Annotated in this window: 10 protein-coding genes; 9 read left to right on the forward strand and 1 reads right to left on the reverse strand. The window is 65.3% G+C overall.

All coding sequences use genetic code 11. From position 1 onward, the window contains the following. The first annotated feature begins 22 nt into the window (after positions 1-22). The 3 genes from ABIB35_RS03170 to ABIB35_RS03180 all read left to right on the forward strand — a co-directional run bounded on the left by ABIB35_RS03170 (position 23) and on the right by ABIB35_RS03180 (position 3,404). Positions 23-2,332, forward strand: coding sequence for an MMPL family transporter (locus ABIB35_RS03170; protein WP_354178844.1), 2,310 nt, complete (start codon positions 23-25; stop codon positions 2,330-2,332). A gap of 36 nt (positions 2,333-2,368) precedes the next feature. Further along, positions 2,369-2,710, forward strand: a complete 342-nt coding sequence (locus tag ABIB35_RS03175; protein ID WP_354178846.1) for a chorismate mutase — start codon at positions 2,369-2,371, stop codon at positions 2,708-2,710. 97 nt (positions 2,711-2,807) lie between these two features. Beyond that, positions 2,808-3,404: a DUF2087 domain-containing protein gene (locus ABIB35_RS03180; RefSeq protein ID WP_354178848.1), complete on the forward strand. Its 597-nt coding sequence runs from the start codon at positions 2,808-2,810 to the stop codon at positions 3,402-3,404. Between the two features lie 42 nt (positions 3,405-3,446). Here the strand turns inward: ABIB35_RS03180 and ABIB35_RS03185 are convergent, their stop codons facing one another. Continuing rightward, positions 3,447-4,481, reverse strand: a complete 1,035-nt coding sequence (locus tag ABIB35_RS03185; protein WP_354178849.1) for a DUF2776 family protein — start codon at positions 4,479-4,481, stop codon at positions 3,447-3,449. Between the two features lie 313 nt (positions 4,482-4,794). Here ABIB35_RS03185 and ABIB35_RS03190 point away from each other — a divergent pair, with 313 nt between their 5' ends. From ABIB35_RS03190 to ABIB35_RS03215, 6 genes are all read left to right on the forward strand, one after another. Then, positions 4,795-6,495, forward strand: coding sequence for an MDR family MFS transporter (locus ABIB35_RS03190; RefSeq protein ID WP_354178850.1), 1,701 nt, complete (start codon positions 4,795-4,797; stop codon positions 6,493-6,495). Positions 6,496-6,545: 50 nt separating this feature from the next. After that, entirely contained in the window at positions 6,546-8,348 is a 1,803-nt protein-coding gene (locus tag ABIB35_RS03195; RefSeq protein WP_354178851.1) for an MDR family MFS transporter, read from the forward strand. 199 nt (positions 8,349-8,547) lie between these two features. After that, positions 8,548-8,859, forward strand: coding sequence for a DUF6504 family protein (locus tag ABIB35_RS03200; protein ID WP_354178853.1), 312 nt, complete (start codon positions 8,548-8,550; stop codon positions 8,857-8,859). Positions 8,860-8,871: 12 nt separating this feature from the next. Further along, positions 8,872-12,354: a DNA polymerase III subunit alpha gene (locus ABIB35_RS03205; protein ID WP_354178855.1), complete on the forward strand. Its 3,483-nt coding sequence runs from the start codon at positions 8,872-8,874 to the stop codon at positions 12,352-12,354. 79 nt (positions 12,355-12,433) lie between these two features. Then, a complete protein-coding gene (gene thrS / locus ABIB35_RS03210; protein ID WP_354178857.1) occupies positions 12,434-14,446 on the forward strand; it encodes a threonine--tRNA ligase in 2,013 nt (670 codons plus the stop codon). Positions 14,447-14,472: 26 nt separating this feature from the next. Further along, positions 14,473-15,069 carry an HIT family protein gene (locus ABIB35_RS03215; RefSeq protein ID WP_354178858.1) on the forward strand — a complete coding sequence of 199 codons (597 nt, stop codon included), beginning with the start codon at positions 14,473-14,475 and terminating at the stop codon, positions 15,067-15,069. The last annotated feature ends 2 nt before the right edge of the window (positions 15,070-15,071 follow it).

Below are 15,071 nucleotides of genomic sequence, written 5' to 3' on the forward strand. Positions count from 1 at the left end.
CGGGCGGGGCTGTCATGGAGTTATGGCCCGGAATGCATCAGCACCCCGTCAACCTGCCGGCAGTCACCGGGTCGGCTCCGCGGCCACGCAGAGCCCCGCTGGCGGGAGCCCTAATGGTGAGGGGCCCGACGGCGGCCGGACAGACCGGCGCACGGGCTGGGCCCGTTTTCTGATTCCCGTGGTGCTGATCCTGGTCTGGCTGACGGTCGGAGGAATCGGCGGACCCTATTTCGGCAAGATCAGCGAAGTGGCCGACAACAACCAGGCGTCCTACCTGCCGGCCAGCTCCGACTCCACGCAGGTGGCGGAGCTGCAAAAGGAATTCACTGACAGCGACGCGATTCCCGCCGTGATTGTCTACGTGAACGATGCCGGCCTCACGCAGCAGGACCGCAGCTTCATCGACGGCCGGGTCACGGCACTAGCCAAAGTCCCGGGAGTCGCCGGCGGAGTCTCCCCGGCACAGATCTCCACGGACGGCAAGGCTGCGGAAATCTTTGTTCCGGTCCTGGACACGGACGAAGCAGCAACTACGGTCCAAGAGCTGCGCACCGTGATCGCGGACGGCATTCCCCCCGGATTGTCCGGCTACGTCACCGGGCCCGCCGGACAGCTGGCTGACATCACCGAGGCTTTCGGGGGGATCGACACTTCGCTTGTGCTGGTGGCGGGGTTGGCAGTGTTTGTGATCCTGGTGATTGTCTACCGTTCCCCGCTGCTGCCAATCCTGGTGCTGATGACGTCCCTCCTGGCCCTCTCGGCAGCAATTCTGGTGGTCTTCTACTTGGCCAAGGGCGGATTCCTGACCCTGAACGGCCAGGTGCAGGGCATCCTGTTCATCCTGGGCATCGGCGCGGCCACCGATTATTCGCTGCTCTATGTCTCCCGCTACCGGGAGTCGCTGCGGGACCACTCCGGCAGATGGGACGCCACGCGGGCAGCATTGAAGGGGACCATTGAACCGGTGCTGGCCTCGGCGGCCACCGTCACCGCGGGCCTGCTGTGCCTGCTGCTGAGCGACCTGAACTCCAACAAGGCGCTGGGTCCGGTGGCCGCAATCGGAATTGGCTTCGCCTTCCTCGCCGCGATGACGCTGCTGCCGGCGCTGTTGATGCTGACCGGACGTGCCGCCTTCTGGCCCCGGCGGCCGCAGTTCGGGTCCCCGCATCCGGATCGCGACGGCAACGACCCCAAGGGCATCTGGCCTCGGGTCGCGCGGATCATCAAGGCGCATCCGCGCCGGGTCTGGGTCATCCCCGCAGTGGTGCTGCTGATTGCGGCCACGGGGATGCTGCAGCTGCGGGCCTCGGGAGTTCCGCAAAGCGACTTTGTGCTGGGGCAAACGGACGCGAAGGAGGGCCAGCAGGTGCTCGGCGAGCATTTCCCCTCCGGTTCCGGCAGCCCGGTCCTGATTGTGGCTCCGGAAGACAAGCTCGACGACGTTGCCCGCACGGTGCTGAACGTCTCCGGCGTGGAATCCCTCGCCGTGGACGCCACCGGAACTCCGACAGGAAGCCTGCCGGTCACGGCCGACGGCGTCCAGGCCTCACCGGTGCCCGGCTCCGCGGGTGAACCAAAGGTGGTGGACGGCAAGGTGCTGATGGAAGCCACCCTGACCAATGCCGCCGAGTCCGATGCCGCTGAGCAGACCGTGCAAACCATGCGCGATGATGTCTCGGACATCGACGGCGTGCTGATCGGCGGCGTCACGGCCACCACCATCGACACCAACGCCGCAGCCACCCATGACCGGGACCTGATCATTCCCGTGGTGCTGGTGGTGATCCTCTTCCTGCTGATGCTCCTGCTGCGCTCCATCCTGGCGCCCGTCCTGCTGATCCTGACCGTGCTGCTGTCCTTCGGTGCGACTCTTGGCGTCTCTGCCCTGGTGTTCAACCACGTTTTGGACTTCCCCGGAGCGGACCCGGCCGTGCCGCTCTTCGGGTTTATTTTTCTGGTGGCCCTAGGCGTGGACTACAACATCTTCCTCATGACCAGAGTGCGGGAGGAGAGCCTGATGCACGGCACCCACGAGGGGGTGATCCGCGGACTGATGATTACCGGCAGCGTCATCTCCAGCGCCGGCATTGTGCTGGCCGCGACGTTTGCGGCGCTGGGCGTGATTCCGGTGCTGTTCCTGGCACAGCTGGCCTTCATGGTGGCCTTCGGGGTGTTGCTGGACACTCTGGTGGTGCGCTCCCTGCTGGTCCCCGCCCTTTCCTATGACATTGGCCGCAAGATCTGGTGGCCTTCAAAGCTCTCCCGGGAGCGCCCGGGGCAGCACCGGCCGGGTGCCGCTGGGCATTCAACTGCTGCCCCGCACGTTCCGTAGCGGGGCGGACACTCTGAGGCCCGCTAGTCTAAAACCATGGAAACCCTTGATCATCAACGATCCATGACCTGTCAGCTGGACGATGTACGCACCGCCATAGATGAGATTGATGAGGAGATCGTGGCGCTGATCTGGCGCCGGGAGCGGCTGGTGCGTCTTGCCGGTTCCCTCAAGGACAACGACGCCGAGGTGTTGGCTCCCGAGCGGGTCGAGGAAGTCCTCGAACACGTGCGCGCCACCGCCGAAGCACAGGACGGGGACCCCACGGTGGTGGAAGCCACCTACCGCGCCATGATTGACGCCTTTATTGGCTACGAGCTGAAGGTACGCCGCCGGGCGGAGGTGCAGGCCAAGCTGGACGCCTTTTCGCGCAGCTAACCGGACCTGCTGCCGGTCGCTACGGCGTGGGGTACGGTACTTACACGTCAGACGTGCCCTGCACCGGCACAGCACGCACCCAGGGGAAGAGGCAGCAATGGAACAGGAGCGGCCGGCAGCTAATATCACTGCCCCGGAACAAACGGCATCGGACCAGTGGCGGGCCGTTGCAGCTGCGCTCGCCGATGAACGCAGGCTGAAGCTCTACGCGCGGATCATCACGGCTGCGGAGCGGGGAGCGCCCCTGGATGGACAGGATCTGGAGCCCAAGGAACGCAAATCGCTGACCGCCCTGCAGAAAGCCGGGCTGGTCTCCTCGGGTGCCTGCGATGTCCAGCCGGTCAGCGGTGTGTTTGCCCGGTTGCTGGCCAGCGGCAAAGAGGCGCCGGAAACCTCGGCGCGCAGGTTCCTCGTCAACGGAAAAATCTGTGCGTACCCCCGGCGGCAGGCGGATCGGCTGGAGCTGCTCCACTACGTGGCCGGGCACGTCTTCGAAACGGCCCCGGCACCTCCCGGAGAGGCGCCGGTGATGAACGAACGGGAGATCACCGAACGCCTGGGCCACTACTCGGAGGATCCGGCCGGCGTCCGGCGTTACCTGGTGGATGAGGGCATCGTCAGGCGTAATCCGGAGGGCTCACGGTACTGGTTGGCCAGCCCACGGCCTGCAGACGGCTGGGAGTTTGCCAGCTGAGCAGTTCCTGTTGACTCGGCCGCTGATGTGACAGCTGCCCTGTTACTCCGATGTCCCCGCTTCGAGGATCGACACGATGGAGAAGAGCGTGAAGCAGACAGCTCCGAGTCCAACCAGCACATGCGCATCGACAAAGAATGCAGGGTCTGTGCCTGCGGCTTCAAAGAGGAACGCGGCGAAGAACAGACAGGTGAGCGCTGTTCCTATGGGCATGAGGGGGATGCGATTGGCCAGGGCAAATGTGCGGCGCCAGACGAGGGCGAGCAGCAGCACTTTGGACAGGATGCTGAAGCAGATCAGCCCGAGGCCGATCAGCACGCATCCCGGGGCCAGCCGATAGGGCTCGTTTGAGCTGAACAGCACAAATAATCCGAGCAGTATGTTGACCGTGCCTGCGGCAGCGACGAGCCAGGCCCAGGCGAAACGCTCGGCATCGCTGAATACGTTGCGCACCTGGCGCACGATGCTCGCGACGAGAGAGATCAGCGCCGTGCAGATGGCCGACAGACCGATCATGACGTGGCCGGCAACGAATCCGGGGGTGTCTGAGCGCACCAGCAGGCCGGTTGCAAGGGAGAGCCCGACGACGGCGGCCACCAGCGGAACTGCGATCAGTAGGGCGCCAACGGCCCGGGAGTGGGCGCCGTCCGGCGGGCCGCCCAGAGGATCGAGTAACTGTGCGGACTGGATCAGCGAGAATTTCGTGGAGGCGGCCGCGACGGTGCTGACGCACGCGGCGACCAAGCCGACGCCGATCACCACGAAGCCCGCCGTGAGGTTCTCCGCCGCGGTGTTCTCTCGGTTGGCCAGCACGATGCCCCAGATGATGGCGGCGGCGGCAACCACGTAGCCGGAGAGGGGCAAAATGATCTCCCACACGCGCCCATAGCTGTTGATGAGCTGCCTGATGATGGTGGCTGCCGTAGTGAACAGTGCGTAACAGATGGCGGTCAGTCCGGCGTTGACGTGTCCGGCGACAAAGTGGCCGGCATCGTTCGGTCCGGCCAGGATATAGAGGCCGTAGGACAGGCAGAGCGCGCCCATCAGGAGCGGTATGGCGCGAAAAATGATACTCATCGTGTGGTTCATGGCGTACCCCGAGAGAAATCGTGGAACCCGGCGGCTTCAACACCATGGTCGGTCCGCATTAGTGCCAGTTTGCCCCTCTGATAGCCGTGGAACAACGCCGGAGGCAGTGACCAGCTCCCTGGGCAGGTGACTTCTCGTTCTCCGCAGCTCCGGCGCCTGCCGGTAGCGGCGGCATTTGGGGCAGGACGTGCGGTCCAGCCCGGAGGCGGCCCTGCGCCGTTGACTCGGTTGCGCTCGGGGCGTCTGATGGAAAGTGCCGTTTGGTTCGGCACTCATTGCGGACGACTTCCCTAGGAGCGTCATGGCCGCCAAATTTACCGCCCACGGAGCCGAAGCCACCCATCCCGGAGCCCGGGCAGCAACTGATCTGGGTTCACCGGCGTCGTCCTATCTGCTGAGGACCCCGGCCCCGCCCACAACAGCCGGCTCCGCCGCAGGAGGCGACGGTCAGCCGCCCGCCATGACGGCCGGGGTAGCCCCGTCGCCGCATACCCGGCGGCAAATCGCACTGGTCTTCGCCGGCCTGATCCTGGCCGTACTGATTTCCGCCCTGGACCAGACCATCGTGTCCACCGCGCTTCCCACCATCGTGGGGGACCTGCAGGGCCTGGATCACCTGTCCTGGGTGATTACCGCTTACCTGCTCACCTCCACCATCGGGCTGCCGATCTACGGCAAGCTCGGTGACCTGCTGGGACGCAAGAACATCTTTGTCTTTGCGATTATCGTGTTTCTGATCGGCTCAGCCCTGTCGGGACAGGCGCACAGCATGGCCGAGCTGATCACGTACCGCGCCATCCAGGGTGTGGGCGGCGGCGGGCTGATCATCGGCGCGCAGGCCATCATCGGCGACCTTGTCTCCGCCCGCGAGCGCGGCCGGTACATGGGGCTGATTGGCGCAGCCTTTGGGCTGGCCTCGGTGAGCGGGCCGCTGATTGGCGGCTACCTGACCGAGTACTGGTCCTGGCGGTGGGTCTTCTACATCAACCTTCCGCTGGGCCTTCTCGCCTTGGTTGTCATCATCACCTCCCTGCACCTGCCGGTGCGATCCGGACCGCGTCCGCCGCTGGACTACCTCGGCGCCGCGCTGCTGGCCCTGGTCAGCTCCGCGCTGGTGATGCTGACCAGCTGGGGCGGCACCACCTATGCCTGGACCTCGCCAACCATCCTGGGACTGGGCGCCGCTGCCGCCGTCGGCGTGGCGCTCTTCATCCCGGTGGAGCTGCGGGCCAGGGAACCGATCCTGCCGCTGCGGCTCTTCCGCAACCGCAATTTCCTGGTGTGCACCCTGGTGGGCCTGTCGGTGGGGCTGGCGATGTTCGGCAGCATCTCCTATCTGCCCACCTTCCTGCAGATGGTCAACGGCGCCTCGGCCACCATGTCCGGGCTGATGATGCTGCCGATGACGGCAGGCCTGCTGATCACGTCCATCGGCACCGGGCAGCTGATCTCGCGCACCGGCAGATACAAGATTCACCCCATCCTCGGCACTGCCGTCATGATCATCGGACTTCTGCTCCTGTCCCGGATTTCCAACACCACGCCGTACGGATTCACCGCCCTGGGCATGTTTGTGCTGGGCCTGGGCATCGGCGCCCTGATGCAGAACCTGGTACTGATTGTGCAGAACAGCGTGCCCGTGCAGGACATGGGCACCGGGGTCTCCTCGGCCAACTACTTCCGGCAGATGGGCGGATCGCTGGGAATCGCGGTGTTCGGCTCATTCTTCATCAAGCGCCTGAATGACCAGGTGGCTGACGCCCCGGCGCAGGCTGCGGGTGTGCTCCGCAACGGAGTGAATTCAATCAGTCCGTCCGAACTGAAAACCCTCCCGGCCCCGGTGCGGGACTTCATCGCGCAGGCCTTCGGAGATGCCCTGCCGCCGATCTTCCTGCTCGGCATTCCGGCCCTGGGCGCAGGGCTGGTCCTGACCCTGTTCATCAAGCAGATTCCGCTCTCCACCAGCGCTAATGTTCAGCTGGGCACGCAGTCGCCGCGTTGAACGTTTCAGCTATTTAAGAGACAAACCTCACTGCAGATCGGTGTATATTCATGACGCGCAGACAGAGCGCAGCACATGCGGCAGCGCTGCCCGGGGTAACCCCAGCCGGAGCGGCTTCCCCGGTGGAACGCAGGCTTCCCCGGCACCGCATGTCCCCGGAAGAGATGCACCGCTCCGTGCAGATGGCTTCTGCCGCCGCGGCAGCCGCCGGTGCCTCCCAGATGTCCTCTTCCGTTGCCGCTACGGTGCCCGGTACGGCTACGGCATCCGATGCAACGACGGCGTCGGACGGTTCCGGAGGCCCTCCCGGGCAGGCGGGCTCTCCCACCGGTCCGGAGGACCCGGCCAAACGCCGGAACCGGACCCTGGTTTTTACCGGACTGGTGCTCTCGGTTCTGCTGGCAGCACTGGACCAGACGATCGTCGCCACAGCACTGCCCACTATCGTGGGGGACCTGAACGGGCTGGAGCACCTGTCCTGGGTGGTGACCGCCTATATCCTGGCGGCAACCATCGGACTTCCTATCTACGGCAAGCTGGGAGACCTCTACGGCCGCAAGAACATCTTCATCTTCGCGATTGTGGTGTTCCTCATTGGTTCCATGCTCTCTGGCCTGGCTCAGAGCATGGGCCAGTTGATTGCTTTCCGGGCGCTGCAGGGCATCGGCGGCGGCGGGCTCATGATCGGGGCGCAGGCAATTATCGGGGACCTTGTATCCCCGCGTGAACGCGGCCGTTACATGGGGCTGATCGGTGCCGCCTTTGGCCTGGCATCCGTTGGCGGTCCGCTGCTGGGCGGCTGGATCACTGATTCCTGGTCCTGGCGGTGGGTGTTTTACATCAATGTGCCCATTGGCGCGGTGGCCCTGTTTGTGGTGATCACCTCCCTGCATCTGCCCAAGCACCCGGCGCGGCGGGTACAGCTGGACTATCCCGGCGCGGCACTGCTGGCGATCGCTTCGACAGCGCTGATCCTGGTCACCAGCTGGGGTGGAACTACCTACGACTGGTACAGCCCGCAGATCCTCGGGCTTTCCGCGCTGGCTCTAGCCGCCGCTGCGGGTTTTATCCGGGCTGAGCAGCGTGCCAGCGAGCCAATCCTGCCGCTGGGCCTGTTCCGGCTGCGGAATTTCCTCCTGCCGGTCCTGGTGGGCATCGCAGTAGGCATAGCCATGTTCTCCACCATTTCCTACCTGCCCACGTTCCTGCAGATGGTCAACGGTGCCAGCGCCACGCAATCGGGGCTGATGATGCTGCCGATGATGGGCGGGCTGCTGCTGACCTCAATTGGTACCGGTCAGCTGATCTCACGCACCGGCCGCTACAAGATTTATCCCATTGCAGGGTGTGCCTTGGTGATTGTCGGGTTGATTCTCCTCTCGAGGATTTCTGAATCGACGCCGTACTGGTTCACAGCTATGGGGATGGCAGTGCTGGGCATGGGGATCGGCGCCCTGATGCAGAACCTGGTGCTGATTGTGCAGAACAGTGTGCCGGGCAAGGACATGGGAACAGCCATCTCTTCTGCGAACTACTTCCGGCAGATCGGCGCATCCTTCGGCATCGCCGCTTTCGGATCCATTTTTATTCACCGGCTTGCAGACCAGCTGGCCGGTGCGCCTGCCAGTGTTGCAGCGGCCGTTCCCGGCGGGAGCATCAATTCGCTGAGTCCTTCCCTGCTTCACGGGTTGCCGGTGCCGGTGCAGGACGTTATTGCCAGCGCCTTTGGGCAGGCACTGCCGCCAATTTTCCTGCTCAGTGTGCCCATTGTTGCGCTGGGCGGAGTGCTCTGCCTGTTCATCAAGGAGATACCGCTGTCTACACAATCCAGGGTGGAGGCAGCAGCGGAATAACGGGGGCCGGTCAGCGGGCCCTTTTGTCAGATGGTGGCCGTACACTGGAACTATTCGAATATGTGTTCGAATATTTCCAGTGGAGGTTTCGGCCGGATCCAGCTTGGCCCTCAGCAGTATTCCCCGGGCAGGTTGAGGGCAACCGTGGCGGTGGCCGGGGTGCGGGGCCGGCTGGCTATCAGGTACAGAAAGGACGGCCGTGGGCGTCTTCAGCGAAGCAGTAGAGGTGGTGTGTTCTCTGGGCGGGCAGCCGCTGCGGCTGTCCTGGCAAGGGCATACCTATAAGGTGGCAGCGGATCCGGTGCGCTGGTACGAACGCCGGAACTGGTGGGATGAGGAAGCCCGGGCCGAACGCGGGCACGGCCCCGGGCTGGTGGACTCGGAGATCTGGCGGGTCCAGGCCCGGCAAACCCCGCGCTCGCCGCTGCGCACCCTGGATCTTTCCCACGACATCAGCTCCGGCCGCTGGCGCCTGATCCGCATTCATGACGCCTTGCGGGAAAGCGCCTAGGACTGCCCTGACATGAGCTTCACCCATCTTCATGCCGCCACCGCGTTCAGCGCCCACTACGGAGTCTCCTGGCCGGAGGATATGGCGCAGGCCGCCGCTGCGGACGGTGCCGACGCGCTCGCCTGCACCGACCGGGATGGACTGTACGGAACGGTCAAGCACCTGCGCGCCTGCATGGACACCGGAATTGATCCGATTGTGGGGGTGGACCTTGCGGTGTTGGGGGAGCCCGATGCCAACGGGGTCCGGTCGGTCAGCGGACGCGTGGTGGTTTTGGCCCGCGGCCGGCGAAGCGGTGCCGGCTACCGGGCGCTGTGCCGGCTGATTTCCGATGCCCACGCCGGCACCTCGGCCTCGGCTGCCCGCAAGGGCAGTAAGCCGGTGGGGGTGACGCTGGCGCAGCTGGCCGCGCGGGCAGCGGGCGACGACGGCAGCGACGGAGGCGGTCACGGCGGCAACGGCTCCGAACCCGTCCTGACCGTGCTGGTGGGACCCTGGTCCGACGTCGGGACCGCCATGCGCAGCCGCAGCTACGCCGTTGCCCGCACGCTGTTTGCCCGCTGGCAGGCCCTCCTGCCCCGCGGGGCGCTCGCCGTGGAGGTGGTGGCCCACCTCAGCGCGCCGGGAAGCAACCTCAGCCTGGCCCATGCCGTGCGGATGCTGCGGCTGGCTGATGAAATGCAGCTGCCGGCGATCCTCACCAATGCGGTGCGCTATGTGGATGCCGACGGCGCCGCCACCGCCGATGTCCTGGACGCCGCCCGGGCGCTGACCTCCATGGCACGGCTTCCGGATCTGCAGCCCAATGGCCAGGGCTGGCTCAAAAGTGCCGCGCAGATGACCTCGCTTGCCCGCGAGATCAGTGCCGAAGCCGGTTACGGGGCCGCCGGTGCCGCCCGGATGCTGGGCGACACCGAAGCGCTCGCCGATGCCTGCCGGATGGACCCCGTGCAGGATATGGGCTGGAAGCAGCCGGTGGTTCCGGAAGCCTCGGTAATCGGCATTACCTCCGAACCGATGGCGGAGCTGGTGAGCCGCTGCGAAGCCGGCATTGGCCGCAGGTTCCCGGCACTGGACCCGGGCGCCGAAGCGCGCCTGCGGAACCGGCTGGCCCATGAGCTGGGCATCATTGAACGGCTGGGGTTCGCCTCCTACTTCCTGACCGTCGCCGAGGTCTCCGCCATGATCACCGGCATGGGGGTGCGTGCCGCAGCGCGCGGCTCGGGAGCCTCTTCGCTGGTGAATTATCTGCTGGGTGTCAGCCACGTGAATCCGCTGGCCCATGACCTGATTTTTGAGCGGTTCCTCTCCCGGGACCGCTCCACCCTGCCGGACATCGACATCGATGTGGAAAGCGCCCAGCGGCACAATGTCTACCACCGCATCTTTGAACGCTTCGGGGCGGAACGGGTCACCCTGATGAGCATGCAGAACGGCTACCGGGCCCGCGGGGCGGTGCGCGACGCCGGGATGGCACTGGGTATGGCCGAGGAGGACATTGGAGCCGTGGCCAAACAGCTGTGGCGTTTCTCCGCCCGGAAGTTCCGTGAGGCGCTCGCGGAAAAGCCCGAGCTGCGGGAGATTGCCGGCCGGGTGGAGGGCAACCGGCAGCTGGATCTGCTGGTGGATCTGACCGAGCGCCTGGACCGGCTGCCCCGGCACATTTCCATGCACCCCTGCGGTGTGATCCTGGGAGACACGTCCCTGCTGGACCGCACCCCGGTGCAGCCCTCCGGCCTGGGCCTGCCCATGTCCCAGTTCGACAAGCACGACATGGATCCTATGGGCATGCTCAAGCTCGATGTGCTGGGCGTGCGGATGCAAAGCGCCATGGCCTATGCCCTGCAGGAAGTGCGGCGGCTGCATCCCACCAAGGAAGAGACCGTACGCGCCGGTGCGCATCCCGCCGGGCCCACGGGGAAGGGACCGGACTATGTACTGGCGGACGGTTCCATCGACCTCGACGCCGTACCGCTGGATGATGCGCCCACGTATGACCTGATCTGCAGCACCTACACCCTGGGATGCTTCCAGATCGAGTCGCCGGGCCAGCGGGAACTGATCGGCAAACTCGCCCCGCGGGAGTTCAACGACCTGATCATCGACATCTCACTGTTCCGGCCCGGACCCATGAAATCCGACATGGTCCGCCCGTTCCTGGAACACCGGCACGGCTGGTCGCCGGAGGTGTATCCGCATGAGGCCCTGCGACCGGTTCTGGCAGAGACGCACGGGGTGACCGTGTTCCATGAACAGGTGCTGCGCACCTTCGATGTGTTCACCGGCTGCGGCCTGGCCAAGGCCGATGAGCTGCGACGGCTGCTGGGCAACGAGAATGCGGAAAAATCCGTGGAGGATTACTTCCGCACCGAAGCAGCCAAGCGCGGCTACACCGCCGAGGTCATCGAAAAGGTCTGGGGCACGCTGAAGGCCTTTGGCAGCTTTGGCTTCTGCAAAGCGCACGGAGCCGCGTTTGCAGTGCCCACCTACCAGTCGGCCTGGCTGAAGACCCACCACCCCGAAGCATTCCTGGCCGGGATCTTTGAGCACGACCCCGGCATGTATCCGCGCCGGCTGCTGGTGGCGGAGGCCCGGCGGATGGGAATTCCCGTCCTGCCCCTGGACATCAACCGCAGCGGTGCGCAGTATCGGGTGGAACGGGTACCGGCGGTTCCGGCCGCGCCCGGCCATCCGGCCAAGCCCGAAAAACTGGGTATCCGGCTGAGCCTGGCCGGAATCTACGGGCTCTCGGCAGCTGAACTGCGGCGCATCACCGCCGGCCAGCCCTACGACTCCCTGGCTGATCTGCGTGCCCGTGCCAAGGTGGGGCGGGCCACACTGATGCGCCTGGCCGCGCTGGGGGCCTTCGACCCGCTGGCCCAACAAACCGGAACGGGCGCCTCCCGAGCGGACCTGCTGCACCACCTGGACACTGCGCCGCCGCGCCCGGCACCGCGGAAATACGATCCCATTCCCGGACAGCTGGCGCTGCCGCTGGGTGACACCGAACTGGAAAACCTGCGGCCCGAACTGCCGGAACCAACACTGCGTGAGAAGGTGCGCACTGAACTGGACCTGCTGTCCGTGGATGTCAGCGCCCACCTGATTGACAGCTACGGCCCGCTGCTGGCCGAACTGGGCGTCACCAAGGCCCGCGACCTGATAGAGCTGCGCAACGGCTCCGAGGTGTTGGTGGCCGGCATCCGGGTGGCCACCCAGACTCCGCCCATGCGCGGCGGTCGCCGCGTGGTGTTCATCAGCCTCGACGACGGCACCGGCTGCGTGGACTGCACGTTTTTCACCGAGGCGCAGGAGAAAACCGGGCCGCTGCTTTTCGGCACCGAGCTGATGTTGATCCGCGGGCTCACCCGGCGCACCGGGGAGCGCGGCATGAGCCTGCAGGCCCTTGAAGCATGGAATCTGGCGGACACTGCCTCACTCCCGCTGCCCCGTCCCCAGCGCGGCAGGTTGGTGGGGCCCAACTCCAGCGGATAACATCGAAGGGGCGCAGAAGGCGCCGACCACGTCCTGGCCGGCCCAAAAGACGCCGTACAACGAAATCTAGGAGACAACCGTGTCAGTGCCAGAGAAGTTCACCCTCATCGTCAACGACGAAGAGACCACGGTGGATACTGGCACCACCGGTGCTCAGCTCTTCTTCGACCGCCGCGACGTCGTCGTCATGCGCGTGGACGGTGTCCTCAAGGATCTGGACACCGAGCTGGCCCCCGGCTCCGCCGTTGAAGCTGTGACCATCGACTCCGAAGACGGCCTGAACGTGCTGCGTCACTCCACCGCCCATGTGATGGCCCAGGCCGTGCAGCAGCTGCGCCCGGACGCCAAGCTGGGCATTGGCCCGTACATCAAGGACGGTTTCTACTTCGACTTTGACGTGGCCGAGCCGTTCACGCCGGAGGACCTGAAGACGCTCGAGAAGATGATGCAGAAGATCATCAACTCGAACCAGAAGTTTGCGCGCCGCGTGGTCACCGAGGCCGAGGCCCGCGAAGCCATGGCCAATGAGCCGTACAAGCTGGAGCTGCTGGGCAAGAAGGACGGCGCGGACGAAGCAGGCGAGGGCGCGAACATTGAGGTTGGCGCCGGCGAAATCACCATCTACGACAACGTGGACCGCAAGTCCGGCGACGTCGTCTGGTGCGACCTGTGCCGCGGCCCGCACCTGCCCAATACCAAACTGATCTCCAACGCCTTCGCGCTGACCCGTTCCTCCGCCGCCTACTGGCTGGGCGACCAGAAGAACCAGCAGCTGCAGCGCATCTACGGCACCGCCTGGCCCACCAAGGACGCCCTGAAGGCCTACCAGGAGCGGCTGGCCGAAGCCGAGCGCCGCGACCACCGGAAGCTGGGCACCGAACTGGACCTGTTCTCCTTCCCGGATGAGCTGGGGTCGGGCCTGCCGGTGTTCCACCCTAAGGGCGGCATCATCCGCAAGGCCATGGAGGACTACTCCCGCCAGCGGCACACCGAGGCCGGCTACGAGTTTGTCTACACCCCGCACATCACCAAGGGCCACCTGTACGAGGTTTCCGGCCACCTGGACTGGTACCGCGACGGCATGTTCCCTCCCATGCACGTGGATGAAGTCACCGACCCGGAGACCGGCGAGGTCATCAAGCCCGGCCAGGATTACTACCTGAAGCCGATGAACTGCCCCATGCACAACCTGATCTTCCGCTCCCGCGGCCGGTCCTACCGCGAGCTTCCGCTGCGGCTGTTCGAATTCGGTTCCGTGTACCGCTACGAGAAGTCCGGCGTGATCCACGGCCTGACCCGGGTGCGCGGCATGACCCAGGACGACGCCCACATCTACTGCACCCGCGACCAGATGAAGGACGAGCTGACCAGCACGCTGAAGTTTGTCCTGGACCTGCTCAAGGACTACGGCCTGGATGACTTCTATCTGGAGCTCTCCACTAAGGACCCGGAAAAGTATGTCGGCTCCGACGACGTGTGGGAGGAAGCCACCCGCACCCTCGCCGAGGTAGCCGAAGAATCCGGCCTTGATTTGGTTCCGGATCCGGGTGGAGCAGCCTTCTATGGCCCCAAGATTTCCGTGCAGGCCCGCGACGCCATTGGCCGTACCTGGCAGATGTCCACCATCCAGTTGGACTTCAACCTGCCCGAGCGCTTTGAACTGGAATATCAGGCCGCCGACGGCACCCGCCAGCGTCCGGTCATGATCCACCGCGCACTGTTCGGCTCTGTGGAACGCTTCATGGCCGTGCTCACCGAGCACTACGCCGGCGCCTTCCCGGCCTGGCTGGCACCGGTCCAGGTAGTCGGGATTCCCGTGGCCGAGGCGTTCAACGATTACATGTTCGACGTGGTGGACAAGCTCAAGGCCCAGGGCATCCGCGCCCAGGTGGACACCGGCACCGACCGCTTCCCGAAGAAGATCCGCACCGCGTCCAAGGACAAGATTCCCTTTGTCCTGATCGCCGGCGGCGACGACGCCGACGCCGGCGCCGTGTCCTTCCGCTTCCGCGACGGCAGCCAGGACAACGGCGTACCCGTTGAAGAGGCCGTCAAGCGGATTGTCGAAGCCGTCCGGAACCGGGACAAATAGGTTCGGCGGCGGAGACAGGAGCGCAGATGGAAAACAGCAGCCAGGACGACGGCGGCAGTCCCTACCCGGGCGACGCCGCGGTCACCGACTCATTCGAGCTTGCCGGCGTGCCTGATTCCTTTGCCCGGCTGTGGACGCCGCACCGGCTGGCATACATCAAGGGCGGGCAGGAACAGGTCTCCTCGGAGCACAACTGCCCGTTCTGTGCCGCTCCGGCCCGTTCCGACGAAGAGTCGCTGATTGTGCACCGCGGCACGTACGCCTTTGTGATCCTTAATCTGTTTCCGTATAACGCCGGACACCTGCTGGTCTGCCCGTACCGGCACGTGCCGGACTATACGGACATTGACGAGCAGGAGACGGCGGAGATTGCTGCGCTGACCCAGACCGCCATGCGCGTGCTGCGGAAAGTGTCCAACCCGAGCGGCTTCAACCTTGGGATGAACCAGGGCGTGACCGGAGGTGCGGGAATAGCCGCACACCTGCACCAGCACATTGTTCCGCGCTGGGGCGGGGACGGGAATTTCCTGCCGATCATCGCCCAGACCAAGGCCATTACCCAAACCCTGGGGGATGTCCGCCAACAAGTGGCCGACGCCTGGCCCCAGGCCAGCGAGGACTGAGC

This window comes from Arthrobacter sp. UYP6, from assembly GCF_040547315.1.
Taxonomy (GTDB): Bacteria; Actinomycetota; Actinomycetes; order Actinomycetales; family Micrococcaceae; genus Arthrobacter_B.